We start from the raw sequence: 24,930 nt of genomic DNA on the forward strand, positions 1-24,930 counted from the left end.
TCAGCCGTACTGGATCGGAGACTCCGGTACCCCATCCCGATCACCGCAGGGCCCGTGGTGCTCTGCCTCAGTTACTACCCCGCAGCTAGAGGTTGAGGTGGGGGAGTTCGCCTCGGCCGGCGATGCCTAGTTTGGGGAACGCCTTGTAGAGGTGGTGGCCGATGGTGCGGGGGCTGAGGAAAAGCTGGGCGGCTATGTCGCGGTTGGAGAGGCCTCGGGCGGCTAGGCGGACTACCTGGAGCTCTTGAGGGGTGAGCTTGTCCAGGGCGGATTCGGTGCGGAGCGGAGCGCTGGTGTCGCCGGTGGCGCGTAGTTCTGCGCGGGCGCGGTCTGCCCAGGGGGTGGCGCCCATGCGTTCGAACGTCTCCAGGGCGGGGCGCAGACGGGAACGGGCCTCGGCCTTGCGTTGGTCGCGGCGGAGCCATTCGCCGTAGAGGAGGTCGGTGCGGGCGCGCTCGAAGGGGCGGCCGCCTTGCTCGTGCATGGCTACGGCCTCGGCGAAGAGGCGGTCTTGTTTGTCGTCGGTGGCGAGCAGGGCCTTGCAGCGGAGGATGACGCCTGCGGCCCAGGGGCGTTGGGTGGGGACGGCCCACTGCTCGAAGCGGCGGAGGGGTTCTCGGGCGCGATCGGGTTGGCCGGAACGGACGGCGGCCTCGACCTGGTCGGCGGCCAGGCTGATGAGGTTCATTGCACCTAGGGGTCTGTCCTGGGTCGCGCGGGTGGCGGTTTCCAGGCGGTCGAGGACCCGGTCGTACCTGCCCTGGCTCAGTTCGGTGAGGCCGATGGCCATCGTTCCCCAGACGGCCGTGCGGACGATGCCGGAGCTCAGGGCGCGGTCGATGGCGGGCTCGGCGAGGGTACGGCAGGTCTCCTCGTCGCCGGCGATCGCGGCGATCCAGGCGAGGACGCAGCGCAGGTGGTCGGTGCGGTGCGGGTGGCCGATGCTCTCCGCCAGGCGCATGGCCTCTTCGGCGTGGGCGGAGGCGTCGCGGCGGCGGCTGAGGAAGACCTCGGTGATGGCGAGGTGTTCCAGGGCGTTCGGGAGCATGCCGATCTGGCTGGAGTCGCGGGCGTCGGACACGAGGCGATCGAAGACGTCGAAGGCCGACTCGTCGTCGCCGGTGAGCAGGCCCATGGAGCCCGCGATGAGCCGTTCGCCCAGGCCGGGGACCTGGCCGGCGAGGGCGGCCTCGGTCAGCGTGCGCATGCGGGGGACGGCCTCGGTGAGGTCTCCGGCCATCATCCGGGCGAGGCCGTCGAGCGATATGGCGATGGGTGAGGCGGGGGCGATCGCGGAGAGTTTCGCCGCCGCCTCGGCGGCGAGGGCGGTCTCGCCCGCGAAGTAGCCGTCGCGGACCGCCTCGGCGAGCATGGCGATGGACTTGCCGGTTCCGGCGATCGCGTCCGCGCCTGCGATGAGCGTCCGGGCCGCCGTACGGAGGGAGCCGCGCTCGAACTCGACGGAGGCGAGCACGTGGGCGAGGCGAGCGGCTGGGAGCGGATCGAGGTTGGATTTCGCGGCGCGGCGTGCGATCGAGGCGGCTCGATCGAGGTCTCCGGCGAGGACGGCCGCCTCGGCGGCGCCGACCAGTCGTGCGGCGCGGCGTTCGGGATCGGGGGTGAGCTCGGCGGCGCGTTCCAGAGCGGCGGCCTGCGCGGCGTGACCCGCGCGGGTCGCGGCTTGTTCGGCGGTGTCGGCCAGTTCGGCGGCTACTTGTTCGTCGGGGCCGGTCGTTGCTGCGGCCAGGTGCCAGGCGCGGCGGTCTGAGGGGCCTAGGGCTTCGGCAAGGGCTCTGTGGGCGGCGAAGCGGGTGGTGAGAGGCGAGTCTTGGATCACTGCGGCGCGGACCAGTGGATGCTTGAAGCTCAGGGTGGTGCCGTTGGGGCTCACCAGGCCGGAACGTTCCACCTCGTCGAGGGCGGCCGTGCCCAGGGTCGCGGCGGCGCGGAGGACGATGTCCAGGTCGCCCGTCTCTTCCAGGGCTGCGACCAGGAGGAACGTGCGGGCGTCCTCGCTCAGGCGGGCGGCCTGGGTGCCGAACGCCTGCTGGACGCGCGCCGGGAGGGGCAGTGGGCCGAGGTTGAACGAGAGGGGCTGCACGGCGCCGCCGCGCTGTTCGGGGGTGAGCGCGGTGTGCAGTTCGATCAGGGCCAGTGGGTTGCCCTCGGACTCGGCCAGGATCCGGTCCCGTACGGTCGGCGCCAGGTCGGCGCCGTGCCGGGAGAGCAGCGTGGCGGACGCGTCGCGGTCCAGGCCCCAGAGAGGGAGTTCGGGCAGGCCGTCGAGGCGGGTGGCGCCGGCGCCGTCCCGTACGCCGAAGAGGAGTATCACGCCCTCGCGCTGGAGGCGTCTCGCGGCGAAGGTCAGTGCCTCGGCGGACGCGCGGTCCAGCCATTGCGCGTCGTCCACGACGCACAGCAGCGGGCCCAGCTCGGCCAGAACGGACAGGACCGCGAGGCCGACCAGGAACCGTCCGCCCTGGTCGGCGGGGCCCAGCCCGAACGCGCCGCGCAGCGCGGCGGCCTGCCGGGCCGGGATCGCGTCGAGATGGTCCAGGACCGGGCCGAGCAGGAGGTGCAGACCGGCGAACGGGAGCTCCGCCTCGAACTCCACGCCTTCCGTGCGGATGACGCGCAGGCCCTCGGCCGCCGCCGCGGCGTGGTCGAGCAGCGCCGTCTTGCCGATGCCGGCCTGGCCGCGTACGACGAGCGCCCCGCTCTCGCCGTCCCGGGCGGTGGTGATCAGGGCTTCGAGGACGGCCTGTTCGGTGGAGCGTCCGACCAGCATGGGATGAAACTACCTAGTTCGTCGTCTCAACGGGTTGCCGGAGGACGGTCTTGAGCTTGGCGGGCTCGGTCCGGCGAGGATCGCCGATGTAGACCTCGTGGTGGTGCCCGGTCATGCGCAGATCGTTGGCGGCGAGGTACTCGTGATGGAGCTTGGCGAGGATGGGGCCTTCGTCGTCGTAGGACCCGACGTGCAGGACCTGGGCGCAGGTGCCCTCCTTCAGGGGCTCGCGGCGGATCTGGGCGATCGCGGGAAGGCCCTTCTTCGCGAGCGCGGCCTGCTTGGCCTCGTCGATGAGGTCTTCGGCGATCCAGTCGGGTTGGCTGATCAGCATGCGCCAGTGCCAGGCGCCCTTGTCGCGGGTGATGAACACCTCGGGGTCGTCCGACCACCACAGCCCTTCGAGCGGCCCGACGACCAAGTCCCTGTCGAGAGCCTTCTTGCTGGTGAACTTGATCGTGTAGGCGGTGGCGTAGAGCGCCTCGACGGCGCGGGCGTACTCGGTGCTGGTGTTGGGATCGCCGCGTCCGTCGATGGCGATGAACTGCTGCGGGGGCACGTCGACCAGCGCCCAGTCGGTGTTCCGCGGCGCGTAGAACGGCTTGAGGTCTCGTTTGATGTCATAGCGATCCATGACCGTCTGCCTTCCTGAGGGGAGGCCGGCCGTCCATGTACGCGGCCAGCCACTGCTGTTCGGCGGTCAGTTGACCGAGTGAGTAGTCGAAGATGGCGCGGACGAAGTCGGGCAGGCCGGGCTGGGCGTCGCGGGCCGCGCCGACGGCGGCGATCCGTTCCGCCAGGGCCGCCGCCCGCCGCTCGAGCGCGTCCCGGAGCCGCTCGGGTGGGATGAGCGGTTGGTTGGCCAGGCCGACCAGGACGGGCGGGAACACCGGCCGAAGCTCGGCGACCGCCGCCTCGGCGGCCTGTGCGCAGACCCGCCGCCCCTCGGGCGTCGGCTCGTACACCCGGCGCGCCTTTCCCCGCGACGCCCGGCCCTGTGGCGCTTTTCCCCGTGGTGCCGGCGCCCCGGTCGCCTCGGTGATCAGGCCGCGATCGCGGAGCCGGGTCAGCAGGTAGTAGATCGAGCTGAAGCCGATCTCGGTCCATTCGCGCATGCCGCGCGCGTTGATGACCTCATCCAGTTCGTAGCCGTGTCTCGGCTTCTCCACGAGCAGACCCAGCAAGGTCAGCTCGGCGGGCGTCAGGTCGGCGGCCATCCTCTTATTCTAGTACTAGAATAAGACGTCGCGGTGCCGGTCATCTGACTGATTCCTCCGCCTTGCCGCCTGCCTAGCGTTCTGACCTGCACGAAGCATGATCGAGAGCAGGGAGAACGAGGATGAGCGACGTTCCGATGTACACGACGGCCGAACGCGACCGCCGCTGGGCACTGGCGCGCGAGCTGATGGACGCCGAGGGCGTCGAGGCGCTGGTGGTCTACGGCGAGCACGAGAGCAGCGGGCCCGCCCCGTTCGCGCCGGACGTCTACTTCACCAACGAGCGGCCGGGCGCGATCGTGGTGTTCCCGCGCGACGCCGACCCGATCTCACTGGTGTGGTCGCCGATGCACGTCGAGGACCACATCGAGGGGCGGCGGCGCGGCGACGCGGGCTGGATCGAGCCGCGCGACATGCGGGTCGCCAAGCACGCGATGGGCGTCGTGGACGTACTGAAGGAGCACGGGCTGGAGCGCGCGGCGGTCGGCGTCGTCGGCCTGGAGCCCTACCCGCCGTTCCACTTCAACCCGATCATGCCGCACACGCTGTGGGCGTCGGTGCTGGAGCAGCTTCCGCAGGTGACGTTCAAGCCCGTCTGGCTGAGCCTGCTGCTGCGGACCCTCTGCCAGTCGGAGGAGGAGCTGGCCGTTCTGAAGCACTCGGCGGACATCGGCGAGGCGATGGCCCAGGCGATGCTGAACGCGACCCGTCCGGGCGTGACCGAGGCCGACGTCTACGCGGCCGGGATGGCGGAGGGGTTCCGGCGCGGGGCGGCGGCGCCGGGCATGCTGATCCAGTCCGGTCCCGGGTTCGCGTGCTGGGGGCCGCCGACCTGGTCGTTCCGGCCGCAGGCGCCGCGCGTCATCGAGGACGGCGACGTGATCATGGCCGAGGTCTTCTGCATGTACGGGATGCGCGAGTCCCAGCACCAGGTCGCGATCGCGGTCGGCGAGGTCGACGCGCGGGTCGAGCAGGCCGCCAAGGTCGCCCGCGCCTCCTACGACGCCGGGATCGAAGCGCTGCGCCCCGGAAACACCTTCGGTCAGGTCGTCGAGGCCATGAAGGCCCCGATGGAGGCGGCGGACGGCTGGAACGTGCACCCGCTGATCCACGGCCTGAACCCGTACGGCACGGTCTGCGGGTTCGGCGGCGGGCTGCGGCGGCTGCCCGAAGCGGCCGAGTACGGGCTGCTCATGGAGGTGCCGACGGTCGGCAGCGACCTGCCGCTCGCGCCCGGGATGACCTTCGCGTTCGAGCCCAACTGCGTGATCGACGGCCACCTCGCCAACCTCGGCGGCACCGTCGTCGTCGGCGCGGACGGCCCGATCGAGCTCAACTCCCTCACCACCCACCTGATGCGCGCCTAGCGCGAGTCGGCTGCGGAGGTAGGTGAGGACGGCAAGGAGGACACAGACACCCGCACTCTTCGACGGCCCAGAAGTGCGGGCAAGTCTTCTCTCTCCTGTGGGCTAAAGGGTGGCTCGGTGCTTGAGCCATTCCCGCGCGGCGGTGTTCATGCTGTGCGTCCATTCCGAGGAGTCGTTGGTCGCGATCTCCGCCCATACACGTGCGTTCGCCTCGGCGAATCGGTGCAACCCGTCGACCGGCGCCTCGCGCCAAGCGGGCAAATCTCTGACTGCCCCCTCGGCCTGGGCAGCGGTGTGCCCGCTGGCCATCAGCCGGGTAATCAGGCAGGCAGGGTCAATCCAGGCGGCTCCCTTGGTCGGCCATGCCCAGTCGATCAGCAGCGCACGACCGTCCGCGATGAGGATGTTCACAGGGTTGTAGTCGGTGTGAAGTAGCCGGTCACCGGCAAAGTGCGCGAGATGCGCGAGGTTGGAGACGTAGGGCCTCCAGCGGTCCTCGGCGACCTTTATTTCGACGTCGGGGCAAGTTGTCTTGCCCAGCTCGGCCATCGTCGAGATCAGAAGCGGCAGGTCCGTTGACCCTGGACGGTAGTCGGCATGTCGTCCGTCGATGGCCTCGAAGCCGAGGAGATCCCATTCGCCCTCGACGCGCCACAGCAGACGGGGTGAGATGTGACCGATCGACGAGTTGATCGCCGCTTCCCGGTCCTGCGTCCATCGGCGGGGGTAGTCGCGGTGCAGTCCCTTGACGAACACGCGCCCCGACTCGGTTCTCAAGATCGCGGCGATCGCCGAGTTCAAGCCCTCCGACACCGTCTCGGCCGCATAGACGGTTCCGGTCTCGGTCTCCACTTGCCGCCGCGTTCGCTCCGGCAGGTCTTCCCAACGGATCCGTTCGACTGCCATCCGATCTCCCCCCAGCGGCAGGGCCGCCCCCAACGGTAGGGGACGGCCCCGCGGCGCTCGTGTCAGTAGGGCTGATCATCGCCAGCGGCGCAGGAACACTTGTTCGCTGCGAGCAGGTCGTCAACGTCATCGATGATCAAGATCTCGTCGTCATCGACGGGCCGAGGACGGATCTCGATGTCTACGACTGTCATTCGGCTGATTCCTCCTCTCTGGGGTCGCGGTGCTGGCAGTAGGTCGCGAGTGGGGATTCGGCTTTGCGGTAGAGCTGGACCAGGGGCATGCATGTGCCGCATGTTCCTTGGAGCTGGCAGCCAGTACAACCGCCTTGCCGCAACAGCAGTCCGTCAGCGATCTCCCCGAGTCCGCGCAGGCCGTCGGCGCCCTCGGTGAGGAGGTCGACGTTCGGTTCGCGGCCGATTTTGCAGATGCTCGCCTTGCCGTGCGGGTCGACATGGAAGAACGTGTGACCGGCGTTGCAGCCGGTGAACGGCTTGCGCTTGCGCAGATGCTCGACCGACTGAGAGGGCAGGGTCTCGGCGCCACCGTGGATCGTCGGCGACATGTTCGAGTAGACCTCGTACGGCAGCCCGAGCCGATCGGCGAGGTCTTTCATGGCGCCGAGCTCGTCGGCGTTGTGGCGGGTCACGATCAGGCTGAGGGCGAGTGGGAGTCCGGCCTCGGTGCCGGCAGCCATGCCCTTGCAGAACAGCCTGAACGCACCGGGTCGGCGGGTCAGCGCGTCATAGCTGTCGGTGGTCGCGCCGTAGACGCTGACGGTTATTCGATGCGCCGGTCGCTTGGTCAGCAGCTCCAGAACGCGGGGAACACGCAGGCGCGACCCGTTGGACAAAATGTCGATCATCATGCCCAGGTCATAGGCGTGTGCGTAGACCTCCGGGAACAGGCGATCGATCATCGGCTCGCCGCCGGTGAGCTGGAGCCACAGGACCCCGACGTCCCGCAGGACTCCGAGCATGCGTTCTCGCTCAGGCCACGTCATGCCCTCGAACCGTTTGAGCCCGAGGTAGCAGTGTTCGCAGTCGTAGTTGCAGCCGAGGTTGACCTCGTGCGTTGCCCTGACGAAACCGTACGATGTCGGCTTGCGCACGATCACGGTGTCGTCGATCGGGCGCCCGAGTAGATTCAGGCTCCACGCTCGGCGACTTGCATCGACGAGCCAGGATGGGCAGTCGACCGCGACTTCGAGCTCACGAAATCGACGTTCTCCGATGCGGAGGGCTTGGCGAGAGCCTGGGCGCAGGACGACATGCTCGCCGTTCGCAGGGCTCGCGATCAGATCATGCATGACGCCCTCCTGCAGCCACCACGCCGTGCCGGTTGTTGGGACGTGCGGCGCTCATGCCTCAGCCGCCTCCCCGTCGTACTTGAGGTAACCCGCGATCGTCACGCCGGCGTCCGTGATCCGGTCCGCCTCAGCGATCGGGTCATTCCAGCTTGTGAAGAACCACAACCTGTCGCCGTCGTCCGGCCGCTCGCGACACGTGACGGTGTCGGCCAGTTCGCGGTGGTGAGGGTTGCGCACCACTACTCCGTCTGGATGTTCCTGAACGACGAGCTCGCGGCCCTTGAGGTGAGCGGCGAGTGCCGCCAACCGCCGCATTGGGATGGCGGTCGTGTGCGGCGGGTCGTCGAGTGTCGTGCGGGCTTCTCGGCGCTGGTCCAGGTGTCTACGGGCGTCCATTCGAGGGGGTGCTCCCTACTTGTCGTTGGGGCCCTGACGTCACTTGGAATTACAAGTTGTCATGACTGTAGACTCACTTGGAAATACAAGTCAATGAACTTGGCAATCCAAGCTGCCGGTAGGCTCCAGGCATGTCCGAGGTCACCGGCTTCCCGTATCAGCGCATCGTCGAAGACCTCCGCGCCGAGATCTTCGACGGCACCAGAGCGCCCGGCGAGAAGCTGCCTTCCGAGAACGATCTTGCGGATCAGTACGGCACCAGCAGGCCGACGGTGCGCAGAGCGATCGCTCTACTCAAGAGCGAGGGGCTCGTCGTGAGCCGGCAGGGTCAAGGCGCGTTCGTTCGGCCCCAGCCACGTGTTCGCCTGCTCATCAGCGGGTCGAACTATCGCAAGCACCGTGCTGCCGGGCTCCCCGGGTTCAATGCCCAAGTGCTGGAGCAGGGGCTCACCGCCGAGCAACGTTTGCTCGACGTGGCGACGATCGAGGCACCGGTCGATGCTCGCCGCCGCCTGGAGTTGGACGAGGGCGCGAGCGTCGTTGTCCGCCGTCGTCTGTTCCTGGCCGACGGTCAGCCTGTGGCGCTTTGCTCCAGCTATTACCCGGCAGACATGGCAGCAGGGACTCCGATCGCCGAGCACCGCAAGATCAAGGGTGGCGTCTATGCGGTGATCGAGGACCCGGCGGGCCAGATCCATCGACAGATCACGCGGTCGGTCGACGATCTCGTGAGCAGGATGCCGACCCGTGAGGAGGCCGAGGCGCTCGACCTTTCGACAGGCGTGCCGGTCGTCCGCGTGATCCGGACGGTCTACGACTCCGAGGATCGGCCAGTGGAGGTACAAGACTCGATCCTGGCGGCCGACCGTCATGAGTTCCGGTACGAGGTGCAGATGCGATGAACACGACCGGCACTGGTCAACTCCGCGTCGGCGCCTGCCTTTCGCTCACGGGAAAACACGCGCGCTTCGGCAAGCAAGCGCGTGCCGGACTTGAGATCTGGCAGGAGTCCGAGCAGGGCGTCAGCCTGATCATTGAAGACGATCAGAGCGATCGCAGGGGCTTTGACGCGGTCTTCTGCCGCCTCGCCGCCAAGTGCGACCTACTCCTCGGCCCATATTCGACACAGCTCATGCGCCGGGCTGGGGAAACCGCCGCGCAGCTTGACCGGCTCGTCTGGAATCACGGCGGCTCCGGCGATGACGTCGAGGCCGCCCATCCAGGTCATGTCGTCTCGGTGCTTACGCCGACCAGCCGGTACGCGGAATCGTTCCTCCGTCGCCTTGTGGTGAACGAGCGGCCCGACCGACTCTGGATCATCCACGGCAAAGGCAGCTTCGGCCGACAGGTGACGGATGGCGCCGACTCGTTCGCGCGCAAGCTCGGGCTCAACACCGCGCGTCTTGGTCCAGGTGAGGACCTCCCTGCGGAGGATGTCGATTCGAATTGGGCGCTGCTGTGTGCCGCCTCCTTTGAGGAAGACGTGGACACTGTCACGCGAGCACGGGGCCTCAACGCGCCTCCAAAGACGGTTTGCGCTGTTGCTGCCGGCGTTCGCGAGTTCGGGGAAGCCGTCGGTGAGGCGGAAGGCATCTACGGCATCGGGCAATGGTTCCCCGGTGCTGGTGGTCGCGCTGAGTTGGGGCTCGACGAGGGCGCGTTCCTCGACGCTTACCGGAAGCGGATGGCGACGCTCCCTGATTACCCCGCTGCACAGGCGGTAGCGACGGCCGCGATCGCGACGCATTGCGCTCGCCTTGCCAACAGCACCTCCCGCGATTCGTTGTGGAACGCGGCCTCGCAGCTCGATACGACCACGCTGTTCGGCCGCTTCAACATCGATCCTTCTAACGGCGTTCAGGTCGGCCACGAGCCCAGCCTCGTTCGGTGGGGGTCTGATGGGCCGGAGGCGGTTAGCTAACCCAGCAAGGCACGAAGCCGGCCTTGGCGGCTGGCTGCGCTAGTGTGCGGGCTCGGCCGTTCCAAGATCAGGAGATTTCATGGCGTACCCGTTTCTTCCGGAGCTGCCGCTGCCTGATCCGCTGACTCCGGACGTGGCGGCCCGCGTCCTCGACGAGCGCCGGGAACTGCTGCCGAACTGGGTGGGCGAGAGTCGCGATCTGGTGGTTTACCTGGGAGCGCTGTCTCGTTGGGATCCGCCGGAGACCCTCCTTGAGCACCCGAGCCACGGTCTCGGGCACATGAGCACGATCTGCGCTTTCGAGGACCTGACCGCCTTCGAGATGATCGGCTACAAGCCCTTCGATCTGCTGCTGACGGCGTACTGCGCCGAGTACATGTTCTTTGACATCGGCGGCCGGTGGGTGCTCGACGAGGACCCGGAGTCGCCCACCTTCGCGCGATTCCTCATGGGCGAGTACGACGCGGACGATCCGGATGCGACGGTGGACGTCTACGCCGCCGTGACCGCGTTCCTGAACGAGCCCGAGGGGCGTCGCCTGGAAGAGCTCCTGGAGTCACTGCAGGAGGACATGGGCGTCACGCCTGGAGTCCGTGACACCTCCTTCCCCTAGCGGGGGGTGGTTCGGAGGTAGGTGAGGACGGCGAGGACGCGGCGGTGGGTGTCGTCGGTCTGGGGGATGTCGAGCTTGGCGAGGATGTTGCCGATGTGCTTGCCGACGGTGGCGTCGGAGATGACCAGGCGGGCGGCTATGGCGCTGTTGGAATGGCCCTCGGCGATCAGGGCCAGGACCTCGCGTTCGCGGGGCGAGAGCTCCGACAGGGGGTCGCGGCGACTGAGGAGCTGGCGGATGACCTGCGGGTCTACCACCGTGCCGCCGTCCACGACGCGGCGCAGGGAGTCGACGAAGTCCTCGATGTCGACGATGCGGTCCTTCAGCAGGTAGCCGACGCGGCGGCCGTCGCCGGAGTCGAGCAGGTCGCCCGCGTAGCTGAGCTCGACGTACTGGCTGAGCGCGACGACGGGGAGGGCGGGGTCGGCGCGGCGGAGGGCCACGGCGGCGCGGAGGCCCTCGTCGGTGTGGTCGGGGGGCATCCGGATGTCGGTGACGACCAGGTCGGGGGCGTGGTCCTTGACGGCGGTGATCAGGTCGTCGGCGTCGCCCACGGCGGCGACGATCTCGAAGCCGAAGCGGGTGAGGAGGCTGGACACCCCCTCCCGGAGGAGGACACCGTCCTCGGCGAGGACTACTCGGACAGGTGACACGGGAGCTCCACGCGTAGGGTCGTCGGCCCGCCGGGCGGGCTCGCCAGGAACATTCTGCCGTCGATCACCGCGACCCGGTCGGCGAGGCCGGTGAGGCCCGTGCCGCGTTCGGGGTCGGCGCCGCCTTGGCCGTCGTCTTCGATCTGGAGGGTGAGGAGGGCGTCGTGCCAGTGGGCGTGGATGGCCGCGGTGGTGGCGTCGGCGTGTTTGGCGGCGTTGGCGAGGGCTTCGGCTACGACGAAGTAGGCGGTCGTCTCGATGGGGGCGGGTGGACGGCCGGGGAGGTCGGCGCCGATGGTGACACGGAGGGGGGACTTGTCGGCTAGTTCGCCTAGGGCGGCGGTCAGGCCTCGGTCAGTCAGGACGCGGGGGTGGATGCCGCGGATCAGTTCGCGGAGCTCGTTCATGAGGTCCTTGGCCTGGCGGTGGGCCTCGTCGATGCGTTCGGCGGCGGGGGAATCGGGCGGGACGTCCAGGCGGGCCATGCTGATCTGCAGGGTGAGGCCCAGCAGGCTTTGTTGGGCGCCGTCGTGCAGGTCGCGTTCGATGCGGTGGCGTTCGGCTTCGAAGGCGTCCACGAGGCGTGCGCGCGAGCGGGAGACCTCTACCAGTTCCTCGCGGAGTCGTTGGTTGGGGGCACTTTGGAGCAGGGCGCGGGCGGCCAGGCCGTGGACGCCTGCGAGGAGCGCGAGTAGATAGGGGAAGGCCAGGAGGAGGATCAGGGCTCCCACGGCGCAGGGGATGGCCTCGCCTGGCGAGCTGACGGTCACGGGCCACAGCGCGACGGTGTGCTCGCCGTTCGCCACCAGCCAGGGGCTGAGCAGCGCGGTCAGTGCCCAGGCCAGCGTCACTCCGAGCACCGCGATCAGGGCGGGCGCCAGGACGGCCAGGAGGGCCGCGTAGGCCAGCTCTCGCCAGGTGGCGGGGTCGGTGTAGCGGGGGAGCAGGCCGGTTTTGGTGGGGGCGGTGACGGGGCGCCGGTCGATCAAGAGGAGGCGGCGGCGTTCTAGGCCGGCCAGGGGGGTGGCGATCAGCGGTCCTAGACCGGCGATCAGGGCCGTGGACAGGACGATGGTCCAGGACCAGCCGGTGAGGTCGTGGGCGTTCGCCATCGCCATGATCAACGGAATGGAGATCAGCGCGGTCGGCAGTGCGGCCAGGGGGCTGGTGAGGAGGTGGGCCGCGGAGCGCCATGGCCAGCCGGTGAGCAGGAACGTGCGGCGCCCGGCAGCCTCTAGCGGGGTCGCGGTCACGGGCTTACGTTAGGCGACCTTCCCGCCAGGTATGGCCAGGCATACCCGCAAGTTGGGGGCCTGCCCTGTTATCGATGACCCCCTCCGCCGGGTGGGATCGATGTCATGAACCAAACGATGCGCCCGCCGGTCGAGCTGTACGGCGTGACCAGGGAGTACGGGTCGGGTGCGGCGCGGGTCCGGGCCCTTGACGAGGTCAGTCTTTCTTTTCCCGCCGGGTCCTGGACGGCCGTGATGGGCCCTTCCGGATCGGGGAAGTCGACGCTGCTGCACTGCGCGGCCGGGCTCGACCGGGTGGACTCGGGGCGGGTCTTCCTGGCCGGGGCGGACATCACGCGGGCGCCGGAAGGGGTGCTCACGGGGCTGCGGCGCGGGGCCGTCGGTTTTGTCTTCCAGAACTTCAACCTGATCGCTTCGCTGACGGCCGAGCAGAACGTCGCGATGCCGTTGAGGCTGGCGGGTGGGCGCGATCGGGAGCGGGTGCGGGCGGCGCTCGCCGAGGTGGGGCTCGCGGACCGGGCGCGGCATCGTCCCCGGGAGCTGTCGGGCGGGCAGCAGCAGCGTGTGGCGATCGCGCGGGCGATGGCGACCCGTCCGGCGGTGCTGTTCGCCGACGAGCCGACCGGCGCGCTGGACTCCTCCTCGGCCCGTACGGTCCTCGGGATGCTGCGCCGCATGGTCGACGGCAGCGGCCAGTGCGTGGTGATGGTGACGCACGACCCGGTCGCCGCGGCCGCCGCCGACGCGGTCGTGCTGCTGTCGGACGGCCGGATCGTGGACCGGCTCGTGCGCCCGTCCGCCGCCCAGGTGGCCGAACGCCTCGCGCGGCTGGAGGGCTGAGCCGTGCTGCGGATGTCCTGGAGCACGTTCCTCGAACGCCGTGCGATGTTCAGCGGGGCGATCCTGACCGTGGCGCTCGGCGTCGCGCTCGTGCAGGCGTGCCTGATGGTGATGGTGTCGGCCGGGGACCCGAAGATCCCGGTGGGTGCGTCGGGCAAGGAGGCCGAGCAGATCCGCGAGGGGTACGTCGGGGCGGCGACGCTGCTCGGCATGGCGGTGCCGCTGGCGCTGTTCCTCGCGGTCTTCATCGTGGGGTCGACGTTCGCGTTCACCGTGGCGCAGCGGCGGCGCGAGCTCGCGCTGGTGCGGATCCTCGGCGGCAGCAGGCCCCAGATGGTGTGGCTGCTGCTGTGCGAGGCGGTGCTGCTGGGCGCGGCCGGCTCGGCGGCGGGCGTGGCGCTCGGCATCCCCGGAACGTGGGTGCAGGCCAAGCTGCTGGTGGCGATCGGGCTGCTCCCGGACGGCTTCGGGGTGGGCTGGAACTGGGCGATCCTGCCGGTGTCGTTCGGCCTCGGGATCAGCGTCTCGGTCTGCGGCGTGCTCGCGGCCTCCTACCGCGCCGCGCGGATCAGGCCCCTGGACGCCGTACGCGACAGCCCCCAGGCCGCGCGCGTGATGACGATCGGGCGATGGCTGGTCGGAACGTCGTCGCTGGCACTGACCGTCCTCATGGTCGGCGCGGGCCAGTCGGCCGACCTCCTCGGCGCGCTGCTGATCGCGATGGCCGTGTCGATCACCGGCTCGGTCGCGTTGAGCCAGCTCAGCCCGCTGCTGGTGCCGGTGGCCGGGCGCGCGCTCGGCGCCGTGCTGCGGCTGAGCCCGCTGGGCGACCTCGCGCAGGCCAACCTGCGGGACGGCGTGCGGCGCAGCGCGTCCACGGCGGCGCCGCTGATCGTGCTGGTCGGGCTGGTGATCGGGCTGATCGGCGCGCTGAACTCGCTGGCCCGCGCGACCGGCGCCGACGTACGGCGGCTGACCGACGCCGACCTGGTCGTGTCGTCGCAGAACGCGGCGGCCGTGGATCGGATCGCGCGGATCCCGGGCGTCGCGACGGCCTCGCCGCAGATCCCGGTCGACATCGCGGTCACCGCACGGCACCGCGAGGACGTGCGGTCGTTCCGGCAGACCCATCACCTGGGGATCGTGGCGGTCGACGGCGCCGCCTACCAGCGGACGCATCGCTTCAAGCCGCACCTGCTGGACGGCCTGCGCGGCAACACGATCGCGGTCGGCCCCGGCATGGCCGAGGCGGGCGTCCGCGGCCCCTACGTGACGGCCCGCATCGGCGATCGCAAGGTCCGGCTGCGGATCGTCGCGCGGCTGCCGGCGACGCTGGAGAACGGCAGCGAGACCTTCCTGGTGCCGCGCGAGCTGATCCCCGCCGGGACGGTGGCGAACGACTCGGAGACCCAGACGATGATCAAGGTCGCGCCCGGCACGCCCGTGAACGACGTCGCGCGGCAGATCCGTGCGGCCGGGCTCGGCGAGCCCCGCACCGTGGCGGCCTGGGCGGACGCGCGGGTCGACGCGCAGCAGAGCGGAACGATGGGGATCATGGCCGTGCTGATGGGCCTGTCGGGTCTCTACGCCGCCGTGGCCGTGGTCAACGCGGTCGTCATCGCCGGTACCGAACGCCGCGCCGAGTTCGCGGTCGCGCGCGTGACGGGCCTGAGCCGCGGACAGGTCGTACGGATGGCCTTGACCGAGTCGATGGCCGTCACGCTGATCGGTCTGCTGCTCGGCTCGCTGGTCGCGGCGGGCGCGCTCGCGGGTTTCCGGCCGGGACCGGGCGGCGTGCAGGTGCTCGCGGTCCCGTGGGGACTGCTCGCGCTGCTGAGCGCCGGCTCGTTCGCGGTGACGGCGGTCGCGAGCGTGCTGACCGCGTGGTCGGCGACCAAGGCGTCCCCGGTCTCCCTGGTCGCCGCCCGCGAGTGAGTCGCCGCCCGCGAGTGAGCGGCGCGCGAGTAGGCGGAACGGAACGCGCGGTAGAGCGACATCGCGATCCGTTCCCACGGGACCAGCCAGGCGAGGGCGATCAGGGAGGGGCGGAGTTCGGCGCGGTGCAGGGCGTACAGCAGGTCGCGGACCGACACCGCGTTCAGCACGAAGTTGGAGAGGCGGACCGCGACCCGCACGGGCGCCAGGCTCCAGAGCGCCATGAGCATCCGGTACGCGCGCACGGTCTCCACCTCCCTTCCGAAGCGTTCGATCTGCAGACCGGAGGGTCCGTGAAAATACATCGTTCGCAGGATGCGAACGATGTATGCATGGTCGTGAGTGCGTGCCGAGTCCGGATTCTTTGTCCCTGATCTCATATCGCCGTGGCGGGCCATCTGGAACAGTCCGTTCCGGGATCGTGGCCCCACATCAGAAGGACGCTTCATGCGGCAGACCAGCCAGCTGACCGACGCCGACCACGACGCGCTCGCCGCCGATCTGGACGCGCTCCGCGACCGGTTCCGCGCCGAGTTGGGCGAACGCGACGCCGCGTACATCCACCGGATCATCAAGCTGCAGCGCGGCCTGGAGCTGGGCGGCCGCGCGATCCTCCAGGCGTCGGCGATGGCCGGCGGGCGCCGCGGGTCCAGGCCGCTCTGGGCGGCGGGAACGGTGACGCTCTCGCTGGCCAAGATCCTGGAGAACATGGAGATCGGGCACAACGTCATGCACGGCCAGTGGGACTGGATGCAGGACCCGAAGATCCACTCGACCACGTGGGAGTGGGACGCGGTGGCGCCGGCCGAGCTGTGGAAGCACCTGCACAACGTCGTTCACCACACCAACACCAACGTGCTCGGCAAGGACGACGACCTCGGCTTCGGCCTGCTGCGCATCACGCCCGAGCAGCCCTGGCATCCGGTCTGCGTCGCGCAGCCGATCTACGCGCTGCTGCTGATGATGTTCTTCGAGTACGGCGTCGCGGTCAGCGACCTGGAGATCGACCAGATCCTGGCGGGCGAGCACGACAAGGAGCTGACCCGCGCCAAGCTCCGCGTGATCGGCCGCAAGATCCGCCGCCAGTGGACCAAGGACTATCTGGCGTTCCCTGCGCTGTCAGGCCGCGGCTTCGGGTCCACGCTGCTGGCCGACTTCATCGCCAACACCGCCCGCAACCTGTGGGCGACCACGATCATCTACTGCGGTCACTTCCCCGAGGACGTGCAGGTCTTCCCCGAGGACCGGCTGGAGAACGAGAGCCGGGGCGAGTGGTACGTACGGCAGCTGACCGGCTCGGCCAACATCAGCGGTGGAGCGTTCCTGCATCTGCTCACCGGCAACCTCAGCCACCAGGTCGAGCACCACCTCTTCCCGGACCTGCCGAGCAACCGTTACGCCGAGATCGCCCCGCACGTCCGGGCGCTCTGCGTCAAGTACGACCTGCCGTACAACACCGGCTCGCTGGCCCGTCAGGTCGGCAGCACGTGGAAGAAGATCTTCCGCCTGGCTCTGCCTTGAGGGGGCCCTTCCCTGAGGGTGCGGGGCATGTGTCTATATGTGGACTGTTTTCGGGCTGAATGTGAAACTCGTTGGCAATGTCCGTTGCCACGGGAGGATGCATGCCGCGGCTCGCCCTGTCCCCGAAAGTGCTCGACCACCTGGATTTCGGAACACCGTCGGCGGAGCGGGACATCGCCCGCGGCCTGGAGAAATGCTTCGTGGAGTCGGGCGCGTACCAGCGCGTCAACTCCGGCGCCAAGACGATCGTCCTGGGCAACCGGGGGTCGGGCAAGAGCGCCATCTTCCAGATGATCGCCAAACGAGAACGGCTTGCCGGAAGCAACGTCATCGAACTGTCCCCCGACGACTACTCCTATGAGCTGCTGAGCGCGACGCTGGTCGCCGAGCGCAAGGGCTCGTGGGCCAAGCACGGCGCCTACGCGGCCGCTTGGAAGTACCTCATCTACGTGCTGGTGATGAAGGAGATCGCCAAGAAGGGGATGCGGCTGACCAAGAACGGCGGCGCCGACATCCACCGCTACATCCGTGACAACCACGCCACCGGCAACCTCGGCCCGCTCACGCTCCTGGTCTCGTACCTGAAGCGGCTGGAGGGCATCAAGATCGGTCCGCTGGAGGCCGGGCTGCGGACCCGCGAGCTGGACCGCCTCTACAAGCTCGAAGAAATCCACGACCTGCTGCCCTCGTTGAAGAACGTCCTGGACAAGCGCCGCGTGGTCGTCTTCGTCGACGAGCTGGACCGCGGCTGGGACTCCTCCGAGGACGCCAAGTCGTTCGTGGCGGGGCTGTTCCAGGCGTGCGTGTCCATCAACGCCCTGCACCCCAACCTGCGGGTGTACGTGTCACTCCGCCAGGAGCTCTACGACGACATCCCGGCCCTGTACGACGACATGCAAAAGCACCGCGACCTCCTCGAACGCATCCAGTGGTCGGAGGAATCGCTACTTGAGCTCATCGCCAAGCGAATCCGCTACTCGGCGCAGGAACAGGGGTACGACGGCGACGTTCTGCAGCGGGCGACCGATCCGGCCTGCTGGGCAGGGGTCTTCGCATCGCCGCCAGGGGGCAGCTGGGAGACCACGTTCAGATACACGATCGAGCGGACGCTCTACCGTCCCCGCGAGATCATCCAGTTCTGCACCGACGCCCTGGAGAGCGCGCGGGGACGGGCGAAGAAGCTGCCGCTCCCGTTCGCCGCGATCGCCAGGGCCGAGCACACCTACTCGGCGGAACGTGCCAGGGACATCGCCGCCGAGTACCGCTACCAGTACCCCGGGCTCCTCAGCGTCTTCGAGGTCTTCCGCGGGCGCCGGCACACCATGACCAGGGACGAGCTCGAACTGCTCTGCCTGGAACTTGCCACCGGCGACATCCCGACCCGCGACACCTTCCCCTGGCTGCCGCACTGCGACCCGGACGCGCTGATCGAGATCCTCTACCAGATGGGGTTCCTCATCGCCCAGCCGCTCGGGGACTCCGTACGGCCGGGCGAGAGCGCGTTCTACGGCGTGCACCAGGTCCACCAGATCAACCTGGCCGCGGTGCCGCACTTCCAGGTGCACCCGATGTTCCGCAACTACCTCGGGATGGAGGAGGCACCGGCGCCCGCCCACACCTGAACGATCAGGCGGGGAACCGCCAGCGCTGCTTACCGCCGTCCTCGTCCCGGTTGCAGATGATCGCCTTGTTCTTGTCGGTGAAGGCGGTCTTGCCGAGGTCGGCGGCCTTGCAGTACGTGCCGGCCTTCACCGTTCCGGCGATGAAGACGGTGAGGTCGGCGGCGGTGAGGCGCCTGCCCGCGGGGTCGCTGTAGCTCAGCTTGCCCGTGACCGTGCCCCCGGCCGCGTTGTCGTCGACGTTCAGGATCACGAAGCGGTCGGCCGTCCAGAAGGAGCTGGCCGGCATCGTGCAGGTCGCGGACCTCCTGTCGGCCGCGATGTCCTTCTTGGGGCCGCACATCAGGTCGGCGATCGTCGTCCCCGGCGGTGCGGTGATCTTGAGGACGTCGCCGACCCTGTAGCCCTTGAACGGCGAGGTGGTGTCGCCTGCCGTCAGCTTGAACGCCACCCGCACGGGCTTGTCGTGATGCGCGTTCGGGATCGCGCCCTGGGCCAGCGCCGGCACCGTCTGATCCACGACCCCACGCGTGCCCGCCGTCGCGGACGCGGGGGTGGCCCGCGCTGACGCGGCGGTGGCCTTCGCCGGTGCGGCGGTGGCGGCGGACGCGGCGGTGGTCGCGAGGCCGAGCGCGCTCGCGGCGAGCAGCGCCGCGCCCGCCCAGGTGGTGATCGTGCCTACTGTCCGAACCATGTGATCCGGCTCCCTCGTTCGTCGACGCCCCGGCGGGACGTCGTTAATGATCATGAATGGAAGACCAGAATCGTGGCTCTGACCAGCGGACACGCCGAAATGATCATGGTGTGGCGAGCGCCTCGGTGGGGGACAGCCGGGACGCGCGCACCGCCGGGTACAGGCCCGCGACGGCGCCGATGAGCAGCGTCGCGGCCATGCCCCCGGCCACGGCCCACGCGGGGATGACCGCCGGCCACCCCTGCGACACCGCGTACCCGCCGGTGACCAGCGCCCCCAGCAACGCCCCGCCCGCGCCTCCCAAGGCCGAGAGCAGCAAGGACTCCGCCAGGAACTGCGTGCGGATCTGCCCGCGCGTCGCGCCCAGCGACCGGCGCAGGCCGATCTCCGAGCGCCGTTCCAGCACCGAGATGACCATCGTGTTGGCCACCCCGACGCCGCCGACCAGCAGCGACACCGCGCCGAGGCCGAGGAGCATCCCGGTCAGCGCCTTGTTGGTGGCCTGCCGGGCGGCGAGCGCGTCGGACGGGCGCGAGACGTCGACCTCGTTCGGCTGCTCGGGGTTGGCGGTCGCGCCCAGCACCGCCCGGACGTCCTCCACCGCGCTGTCGTCGGAACGGGTGTAGACGGTGGTCGGATGCCCGTCGAAGCCGAGCGCGGACTTGGCCACCGGCCAGCCGATCAGCGCCGCCTTGTCCAGTTCGGGCGCGAGCGGCGCCGGGGCGAGGATGCCGATCACGGTGAATTCGCGCCCCCCGATCAGCACCTGCGTGTTCGGCGTCGCCCGTCCGATGCCGAGCCGTTCCGCCGCCGACGCGCCGAGCACGGCGGCCGGGTAGGTGCCGGTGGCGTCGTTCAGCCAGGTGCCGCTCGCGAGCTTGGCACCGGTCGCCTCGCGCAACCCCGGACGGGCGGCGTAGGCGGCGATGCCGCCGGTCTCCGCCTGGTCGATCTTGCGGTTGCGGTAGACCTTGGCGTCCTCGACCAGTCCGACCGCCGACACCGAACGGACCGGCGCGATGCGGGCCACCATCGACTCCGCCTCCAGCGGCAGCTTGGCCTTCTCACCGGTCAGCGTCTGCCCCGGCGAGACCTTGAGCAGGTTGGTGCCGAGCGAGGCCAGCGTCGCGTCCAGGTCGGCGCGCGACGAGGAGGAGATCCCGACGACGCCGACCATCGCGGCGATCCCGATGGCGATGCCGAGCGCGGACAGGAACGCGCGCAGCGGCCGGGTCCGCAGCCCGACGGCGCCGACCTTGACGACGTCGCCGGGCCGCAGCCGTGCCGGGCGGAGGCGGGCGGCGGGCCGCTGCGCGTCGAGACGGCCGGGGCCCAGCGCGTCGGTGCTCATCGGCCCGCTCCCGCGGCCACAAGATCACCGGGGCGGCCGGGGCCATCGTGGCCGGGCACCAGAAGGCCGTCCCGCATCCGCACCTGGCGGGGCAGCGCGGCGGCGATGTCCCGGTCGTGCGTGATGATCACGACCGTGGTGCCCGCCGCGTTCAGCCCCCGCAGCAGCTCCATCACCCCGGCGCCCGAGACCGAGTCCAGGGCGCCGGTCGGCTCGTCGGCCAGCAGCAGCGCGGGCTCCCCGGCGACCGCCCGCGCGATCGCGACGCGCTGCCGTTCGCCGCCCGACAGCTCGTGCGGGCGGTGGTCCATGCGGTGGCCGAGCCCGACCCGTTCCAGCGCCGCCGCCGCGCGCCGGCGCCGCTCGCTCGCGCGCAGCCCCGAGTAGAGGAGGCCGTCGGCGACGTTGTCCAGCGCGGGCATGCCCGGCGCGAGGTGGAACTGCTGGAAGACGAACCCGATCCGGCTCGCCCGGAGCGCCGACAGCTTGGCGTCCGACAGCGAGCCGACGTCGAAGCCGTCCACCCGGACCGTGCCCGAGGTGGGCCGGTCCAGCGTGCCGAGCATGTTGAGCATGGTCGACTTGCCCGACCCGGACGGGCCGACGATCGCGAGCAGCTCGCCGTGCTCGATCTCCAGCGACACCCCGCCGAGCGCGGCGACGCCACCGGGATAGTGCTTGGTCACGTCCTTCAACGAGATCACTTCGGCACCCCCACCCTGGTGCCCTCGGCGATGCCGGGGCCGGAGACCTCCACCCGGCCGGACGCGAACAGGCCCGTCTTGACCGGCACGTACGACGACGCGGTGCCCTTGACGACCTCCACGCCGAACCCGCCCTCCTGCAGCGCCAGCAGCGCGGAGACCGGCACGGTCAGCACGTTCCTGCGCGTGCCCGAGGTGAAGTCGACGTCCACCGACGCCATCGTGTAGCGCTGGGCGGCCTTCTCCGCCTTGCCGCCCTTCAGCCCGATCAGCACCTCGACCTTGGTCGTCGGGTCCTCGCCCTGGCCACCGGGCTCGATCACGGTCGAGACTTTGTCGATCGTGCCCGGCACGACGCTGTCGTCGGGCAGCGTCACCTCGACCGCCGCGCCCTTCTTGGCCAGGCGCTGGTCGGTGGTCTCCAGATCGACCGTGACCGCCTTGTCGGTCCCGGTGTAGGTCAGGACCTTGCGACCGGGGGCGGTCGGATCTCCCTCGCCCGCCTCGACGCTGTCCACCCGGATCTTCCCGGGCGCGAACACGACGCGGCCGAGCTCGACCGTCCCGGTCTCCTTCAGGCCCTGGTCGTCCTGCCACTCCTTGACGGCGTCGGCGGTGTCCGAGGTGTACTCGTCGTCCACCGTGAAGCCGTCGTAGCCGAGCGCGCTGAGATTGCGTTCGAGCCGGCGCACGTCCGAACCCTCGACGCCGGGCTTCAGGTCGCGGTACATCGGCCGCGACCCGTACATCAGCAGCACGGGCCGGTCGTCGACCTCGTAGAGCTTCTGGCCGCGGCTGAACGTGCTGCCGCTGTCGGGCACCCGGGTGATCGTCCCGGGCAGGCGGCTGGTCACCGTGGTCGTGTCCCCGAAGCCGAGCTTGCCGTTCTCGCTCTGGCTGTCGTTCAGCGTCTGGCGCGTCACGGCGGTGGTGTTCGGCGGCAGCCCTGCCGACGAGGTCGTGCCGCCGGAATCGCCGTCGCGCAGGGTGAGCGCGGTGGCGGCGACCCCACCCGCCGCCACGATGGCGAGGACGGCGAAGACGGCCTTCTTGCGCGACCGCCGCCTGCGACGCGGACGTTCATCCGGCGGGGGCGGTGAGGGCGGCGCCGGTGGACCGTCGGGCGACGGTGCCGGTCCCTGTGGATCCTCCATGACCGAGCCGCCCATTACGGCCTCTGCCCGAGGATGCTGTCGCACTTCTGCTGGGCGGACTGCAGGTCCGGGTCCTCGCCGGCGTCCTTGTTCATGATGATGCCGCGCTGGCCGGGCTTCGGGTCCGGGAACTTCTCGACGCCGTTCTTGCGCATGCACTCGGCGAACTTGCGGCCGCGCTCCTCCTCCTGCGGATCGGGGGTCGAGCCGTCGCCCTGCGGGCTGAACTGGCGGCAGGCCTGCATCGCCTTGTCGACCTTCTCCTTGGGCGTGCTGCCGTCGAACTTCATCGTGATGCGGCCGCTGCCGGGATCGGGGTCGGGGACGTTCACGCCGTTCTTGCGCATGCACTCGGCGAACTTCACCGCCTGGTCGCCCTTGTCGCCGCCGCCGACGTTCCCGCCGCCGGGCTTTCCGCTCGTCCCGGTCGAGACCGAGCCGCCGTTCGCCGAGGCCACCTTGTCGTTCTTGCCGTCGCCCGAGCCGCAGCCGGTCAGGACCAGCGCCAGCGTCAGGGGGAGCGCCGCCAGCGCGCCGGTGGTTCGCAGTCGCATTTCTCGTCTCCTCGCGTCGAAGCCGGATCCGTTCCGGCCGAACGAGAGGTGATGCAACCCGGTCCGACGTTTCCCCTCCGTTTCCGCATTTCCTAACAGAAAGGAAACGCGGCGCCCGGCAGCATGGCGGACGAATGGCCCCTGCTGAGGGGTGCGAAGGGACGGGACACATGCGGGTCTTGGTGGTGGAGGACGAGCGCTTGCTCGCGGGCGCGATCGCCGAATGGCTGCGCGAGGACGCCCACGCGGTGGATCTCGCCTACGACGGGGGCGCCGCGCTGGAACGCCTCGCGGTGAACGCCTACGACGTGGTCGTCCTGGACCGTGATCTTCCCGTCGTGCACGGCGACGACGTCTGCCGGGACCTGGCGCAGCGGGAGTCGGACGCGCGGGTGCTGATGCTGACCGCCGCCGCCGAGATCTCCGACCGCGTCATGGGCCTGGGGATCGGGGCCGACGACTACCTCACCAAGCCCTTCGCGTTCCCTGAGCTGGGGGCCCGCGTGCAGGCGCTCGGGCGCCGCTCGCGTCCCGCCGTTCCGCCCGTTCTGCGCCGGGCGGGCATCACCCTGGACCCGGCCCGGCGGGAAGTCTTCCGGGACGGCCGGTACGTGCCCTTGGCACGCAAGGAGTTCGCCGTTCTGTGGGAGTTGATGCGGGCCGAAGGGACCGTGGTCTCCGCAGAGGAATTGCTGGAAAGGGCGTGGGACGAGCATGCCGACCCGTTCACCGGCGCCGTCCGCCTGACCATCCTCAAGCTGCGCCGCAAACTCGCCGAGCCACCCGTCGTCGAGACCGTCAAAGGAGCGGGGTACCGGATCCCATGAAGCGCCCTGTGAACATGAAGAAGCGCACCATGAAACTGTCGCTGCGTTCCCGCCTGACGCTCACCTACGGCGGCCTCTTCCTGATCGCCGGCATCGTGCTCCTGGGTGCCACGTACGTGATGTTCGACCAGCAGATGTCCAAGGGGGCCGTCGTCAAGCTGACCGGGACCATCAGGCCCGGTGAAGGATCCAGGCCCGGCGAAGGATCCTCGGAGCAGGACGGCCCCGTGTTCCCGAGCGCGGACAAGGTGATGAGGGACCAGCAGAAGAAGGCGCACGACGCCGCGACCACGTCACTGATCACCCAGGGCGGGATCGCGCTGCTCGGGGTCGGCGGGCTGGCGGCGGCGCTCGGCTGGATCGTCGCCGGGCGCATGCTCGCCCCGCTGAACCGGGTCACCGAGACCGCGCGCCGCATCGCCAGCGCCCCCGCCGCCGAGAACAACCTGCACGAACGCATCGCGCTCGAAGGGCCGAGCGACGAGATCAAGGAACTGGCCGACATCTTCGACACGATGGTGGAACGGCTGGACCGCTCGTTCGACGGCCAGCGCCGCTTCGTCGCGAACGCCTCGCACGAGCTGCGCACGCCGCTGACCGTCGGCCGCGCCCTGGTCGAGGTGGCCATGCGGCGCCGCTCGGCGTCCCCGGACGTGCTGCAGCTCGGCGAGAGCCTGCTGGAGATCAACCTGCGGCACGAACGGCTCATCGGCGGCCTGCTGCTCCTCGCCCGTACCGAGAACGAGATCACCGGGCGCGCCCCCGTCGACCTCGCGGACGTCGTCGACCACGTGGTGGCGCAGACCACGGCTGAGGCGGACGCGTCCGGCGTCGCCGTCCGCACCGAGCCGGGCGAGGCGATGACCTCGGGCGACGCGCTCCTGCTCGAACGGCTCGTCCAGAACCTCGTGGAAAACGGGATCCGCCACAACACCGGCGGGCAGGGCGGCTGGGTCGAGGTGGCCAGCCGCGTCCGGGCCGACGTTCGGGGCGACCAGGTCGAGCTGGAGGTGACCAACTCGGGCCCGTCCGTGCCCGCGTACGAGATCCCCGCGCTGTTCGAGCCGTTCCGCCGCATGGACGCCGACCGGATCGTCGACTCCAAGGGGGTGGGGCTGGGCCTGTCGATCGTCCGGTCCATCGTCCGCGCCCACGAGGGCGACATCACGGCCCGCGCGCGCGACGGCGGCGGGCTGCGCGTGACCGTCACGCTGCCCGCCGCCCCCGAGACGGCCGAACGCCCGATCGGCTACCGGATGAGCGAGGTGGTGTGAGCGAGGTGGGATGAGCGAGGTGATGTGACGCGGA

General features: G+C 69.9%; 23 protein-coding genes. 10 read left to right on the plus strand and 13 right to left on the minus strand.

Annotated elements, in window-relative coordinates; translation table 11 throughout:
• Positions 1-85 precede the first annotated feature (85 nt).
• From J4573_RS50430 to J4573_RS50440, 3 genes are read right to left on the minus strand one after another with little or no spacing between them, the layout of a single operon-like run.
• Complete coding sequence (locus J4573_RS50430) at positions 86-2,788, minus strand: helix-turn-helix transcriptional regulator (protein ID WP_208263601.1); 2,703 nt, start codon at positions 2,786-2,788, stop codon at positions 86-88.
• 13 nt (positions 2,789-2,801) lie between these two features.
• Positions 2,802-3,422, minus strand: a complete 621-nt coding sequence (locus tag J4573_RS50435) for a GyrI-like domain-containing protein (RefSeq protein WP_208263602.1) — start codon at positions 3,420-3,422, stop codon at positions 2,802-2,804.
• Positions 3,409-4,005, minus strand: a complete 597-nt coding sequence (locus J4573_RS50440; protein ID WP_208263603.1) for a PadR family transcriptional regulator — start codon at positions 4,003-4,005, stop codon at positions 3,409-3,411. The genes J4573_RS50435 and J4573_RS50440 overlap by 14 nt, the downstream gene beginning before the upstream one ends.
• A 122-nt stretch (positions 4,006-4,127) precedes the next feature.
• Here J4573_RS50440 and J4573_RS50445 point away from each other — a divergent pair, with 122 nt between their 5' ends.
• Positions 4,128-5,372 (plus strand): M24 family metallopeptidase, encoded by a 1,245-nt coding sequence (locus J4573_RS50445; RefSeq protein ID WP_208263604.1) that lies wholly within the window; start codon positions 4,128-4,130, stop codon positions 5,370-5,372.
• 102 nt (positions 5,373-5,474) lie between these two features.
• On the opposite strand, the gene J4573_RS50450 is transcribed toward J4573_RS50445, so the two are convergent.
• From J4573_RS50450 to J4573_RS50460, 3 genes are all read right to left on the minus strand, one after another.
• On the minus strand, positions 5,475-6,278 hold the full coding sequence (locus tag J4573_RS50450) for a hypothetical protein (protein ID WP_208263605.1): 804 nt from the start codon (positions 6,276-6,278) through the stop codon (positions 5,475-5,477).
• Between the two features lie 190 nt (positions 6,279-6,468).
• Positions 6,469-7,587, minus strand: a complete 1,119-nt coding sequence (locus J4573_RS50455) for a radical SAM protein (protein WP_208263606.1) — start codon at positions 7,585-7,587, stop codon at positions 6,469-6,471.
• 51 nt (positions 7,588-7,638) lie between these two features.
• Positions 7,639-7,893, minus strand: a complete 255-nt coding sequence (locus tag J4573_RS50460; RefSeq protein ID WP_208263607.1) for a hypothetical protein — start codon at positions 7,891-7,893, stop codon at positions 7,639-7,641.
• Positions 7,894-8,114: 221 nt separating this feature from the next.
• On the opposite strand from J4573_RS50460, the gene J4573_RS50465 reads away from it, so the two are divergent.
• The 3 genes from J4573_RS50465 (at position 8,115) to J4573_RS50475 (ending at position 10,517) form a co-directional block, all read left to right on the plus strand.
• Entirely contained in the window at positions 8,115-8,885 is a 771-nt protein-coding gene (locus J4573_RS50465; protein ID WP_208263608.1) for a GntR family transcriptional regulator, read from the plus strand.
• The gene (locus tag J4573_RS50470; protein ID WP_208263609.1) at positions 8,882-9,904 is read left to right on the plus strand and encodes an ABC transporter substrate-binding protein; all 1,023 of its coding nucleotides are present in this window, start codon (positions 8,882-8,884) and stop codon (positions 9,902-9,904) included. The genes J4573_RS50465 and J4573_RS50470 overlap by 4 nt, the downstream gene beginning before the upstream one ends.
• Before the next feature lie 79 nt (positions 9,905-9,983).
• Complete coding sequence (locus J4573_RS50475; protein ID WP_208263610.1) at positions 9,984-10,517, plus strand: hypothetical protein; 534 nt, start codon at positions 9,984-9,986, stop codon at positions 10,515-10,517.
• On the opposite strand, the gene J4573_RS50480 is transcribed toward J4573_RS50475, so the two are convergent.
• Both J4573_RS50480 and J4573_RS55825 read right to left on the minus strand, forming a co-directional pair.
• Positions 10,514-11,170, minus strand: a complete 657-nt coding sequence (locus tag J4573_RS50480; RefSeq protein ID WP_208263611.1) for a response regulator — start codon at positions 11,168-11,170, stop codon at positions 10,514-10,516. The two genes, J4573_RS50475 and J4573_RS50480, sit on opposite strands and share 4 nt — an antisense overlap.
• Complete coding sequence (locus J4573_RS55825; protein ID WP_307797536.1) at positions 11,152-12,423, minus strand: sensor histidine kinase; 1,272 nt, start codon at positions 12,421-12,423, stop codon at positions 11,152-11,154. The genes J4573_RS50480 and J4573_RS55825 overlap by 19 nt, the downstream gene beginning before the upstream one ends.
• Positions 12,424-12,528: 105 nt before the next feature.
• Between J4573_RS55825 and J4573_RS50490 the strand changes: the two genes are divergently transcribed.
• The 4 genes from J4573_RS50490 to J4573_RS50505 all read left to right on the plus strand — a co-directional run bounded on the left by J4573_RS50490 (position 12,529) and on the right by J4573_RS50505 (position 18,341).
• Complete coding sequence (locus J4573_RS50490) at positions 12,529-13,263, plus strand: ABC transporter ATP-binding protein (protein WP_243774914.1); 735 nt, start codon at positions 12,529-12,531, stop codon at positions 13,261-13,263.
• Between the two features lie 12 nt (positions 13,264-13,275).
• Positions 13,276-15,198, plus strand: a complete 1,923-nt coding sequence (locus tag J4573_RS50495; RefSeq protein WP_279575879.1) for an FtsX-like permease family protein — start codon at positions 13,276-13,278, stop codon at positions 15,196-15,198.
• Positions 15,199-15,645: 447 nt separating this feature from the next.
• Complete coding sequence (locus J4573_RS50500; protein ID WP_208263613.1) at positions 15,646-16,719, plus strand: fatty acid desaturase family protein; 1,074 nt, start codon at positions 15,646-15,648, stop codon at positions 16,717-16,719.
• A 101-nt stretch (positions 16,720-16,820) separates the two neighbouring features.
• Positions 16,821-18,341, plus strand: a complete 1,521-nt coding sequence (locus J4573_RS50505; RefSeq protein WP_208263614.1) for a P-loop ATPase, Sll1717 family — start codon at positions 16,821-16,823, stop codon at positions 18,339-18,341.
• 4 nt (positions 18,342-18,345) lie between these two features.
• Here J4573_RS50505 and J4573_RS50510 read toward each other — a convergent pair whose 3' ends face one another.
• From J4573_RS50510 to J4573_RS50530, 5 genes are all read right to left on the minus strand, one after another.
• The gene (locus J4573_RS50510) at positions 18,346-19,032 is read right to left on the minus strand and encodes a hypothetical protein (protein ID WP_208263615.1); all 687 of its coding nucleotides are present in this window, start codon (positions 19,030-19,032) and stop codon (positions 18,346-18,348) included.
• A gap of 103 nt (positions 19,033-19,135) precedes the next feature.
• Complete coding sequence (locus J4573_RS50515) at positions 19,136-20,383, minus strand: ABC transporter permease (protein ID WP_208263616.1); 1,248 nt, start codon at positions 20,381-20,383, stop codon at positions 19,136-19,138.
• Complete coding sequence (locus J4573_RS50520; protein ID WP_208263617.1) at positions 20,380-21,087, minus strand: ABC transporter ATP-binding protein; 708 nt, start codon at positions 21,085-21,087, stop codon at positions 20,380-20,382. The genes J4573_RS50515 and J4573_RS50520 overlap by 4 nt, the downstream gene beginning before the upstream one ends.
• Complete coding sequence (locus tag J4573_RS50525) at positions 21,084-22,241, minus strand: efflux RND transporter periplasmic adaptor subunit (protein WP_243774915.1); 1,158 nt, start codon at positions 22,239-22,241, stop codon at positions 21,084-21,086. Before J4573_RS50525 ends, J4573_RS50520 begins: the two co-directional genes overlap by 4 nt.
• A 14-nt stretch (positions 22,242-22,255) precedes the next feature.
• The gene (locus J4573_RS50530; protein WP_208263619.1) at positions 22,256-22,795 is read right to left on the minus strand and encodes a hypothetical protein; all 540 of its coding nucleotides are present in this window, start codon (positions 22,793-22,795) and stop codon (positions 22,256-22,258) included.
• Between the two features lie 170 nt (positions 22,796-22,965).
• On the opposite strand from J4573_RS50530, the gene J4573_RS50535 reads away from it, so the two are divergent.
• Together J4573_RS50535 and J4573_RS50540 are read left to right on the plus strand one after the other, a co-directional pair.
• A complete protein-coding gene (locus J4573_RS50535) occupies positions 22,966-23,622 on the plus strand; it encodes a response regulator transcription factor (RefSeq protein ID WP_208263620.1) in 657 nt (218 codons plus the stop codon).
• Positions 23,623-23,651: 29 nt separating this feature from the next.
• Positions 23,652-24,896, plus strand: coding sequence for a sensor histidine kinase (locus J4573_RS50540; protein WP_243774916.1), 1,245 nt, complete (start codon positions 23,652-23,654; stop codon positions 24,894-24,896).
• Positions 24,897-24,930: the final 34 nt, after the last annotated feature.

Origin of the sequence: Actinomadura barringtoniae, from assembly GCF_017573505.1 — a bacterium.
Classification (GTDB): domain Bacteria; phylum Actinomycetota; class Actinomycetes; order Streptosporangiales; family Streptosporangiaceae; genus Spirillospora; species Spirillospora barringtoniae.

Bases quoted from the DNA above. Each gene is read 5' to 3' on its own strand.
- J4573_RS50430 (WP_208263601.1), bottom strand. From the start codon at position 2,788: ATGCTGGTCGGACGCTCCACCGAACAGGCCGTCCTCGAAGCCCTGATC.
- J4573_RS50435 (WP_208263602.1), bottom strand. From the start codon at position 3,422: ATGGATCGCTATGACATCAAACGAGACCTCAAGCCGTTCTACGCGCCG.
- J4573_RS50440 (WP_208263603.1), bottom strand. From the start codon at position 4,005: ATGGCCGCCGACCTGACGCCCGCCGAGCTGACCTTGCTGGGTCTGCTC.
- J4573_RS50445 (WP_208263604.1), top strand. From the start codon at position 4,128: ATGAGCGACGTTCCGATGTACACGACGGCCGAACGCGACCGCCGCTGG.
- J4573_RS50450 (WP_208263605.1), bottom strand. From the start codon at position 6,278: ATGGCAGTCGAACGGATCCGTTGGGAAGACCTGCCGGAGCGAACGCGG.
- J4573_RS50455 (WP_208263606.1), bottom strand. From the start codon at position 7,587: ATGCATGATCTGATCGCGAGCCCTGCGAACGGCGAGCATGTCGTCCTG.
- J4573_RS50465 (WP_208263608.1), top strand. From the start codon at position 8,115: ATGTCCGAGGTCACCGGCTTCCCGTATCAGCGCATCGTCGAAGACCTC.
- J4573_RS50470 (WP_208263609.1), top strand. From the start codon at position 8,882: ATGAACACGACCGGCACTGGTCAACTCCGCGTCGGCGCCTGCCTTTCG.
- J4573_RS50475 (WP_208263610.1), top strand. From the start codon at position 9,984: ATGGCGTACCCGTTTCTTCCGGAGCTGCCGCTGCCTGATCCGCTGACT.
- J4573_RS50490 (WP_243774914.1), top strand. From the start codon at position 12,529: ATGAACCAAACGATGCGCCCGCCGGTCGAGCTGTACGGCGTGACCAGG.
- J4573_RS50495 (WP_279575879.1), top strand. From the start codon at position 13,276: ATGTCCTGGAGCACGTTCCTCGAACGCCGTGCGATGTTCAGCGGGGCG.
- J4573_RS50500 (WP_208263613.1), top strand. From the start codon at position 15,646: ATGCGGCAGACCAGCCAGCTGACCGACGCCGACCACGACGCGCTCGCC.
- J4573_RS50505 (WP_208263614.1), top strand. From the start codon at position 16,821: ATGCCGCGGCTCGCCCTGTCCCCGAAAGTGCTCGACCACCTGGATTTC.
- J4573_RS50510 (WP_208263615.1), bottom strand. From the start codon at position 19,032: ATGGTTCGGACAGTAGGCACGATCACCACCTGGGCGGGCGCGGCGCTG.
- J4573_RS50515 (WP_208263616.1), bottom strand. From the start codon at position 20,383: ATGAGCACCGACGCGCTGGGCCCCGGCCGTCTCGACGCGCAGCGGCCC.
- J4573_RS50525 (WP_243774915.1), bottom strand. From the start codon at position 22,241: ATGGAGGATCCACAGGGACCGGCACCGTCGCCCGACGGTCCACCGGCG.
- J4573_RS50530 (WP_208263619.1), bottom strand. From the start codon at position 22,795: ATGCGACTGCGAACCACCGGCGCGCTGGCGGCGCTCCCCCTGACGCTG.
- J4573_RS50535 (WP_208263620.1), top strand. From the start codon at position 22,966: ATGCGGGTCTTGGTGGTGGAGGACGAGCGCTTGCTCGCGGGCGCGATC.
- J4573_RS50540 (WP_243774916.1), top strand. From the start codon at position 23,652: ATGAAACTGTCGCTGCGTTCCCGCCTGACGCTCACCTACGGCGGCCTC.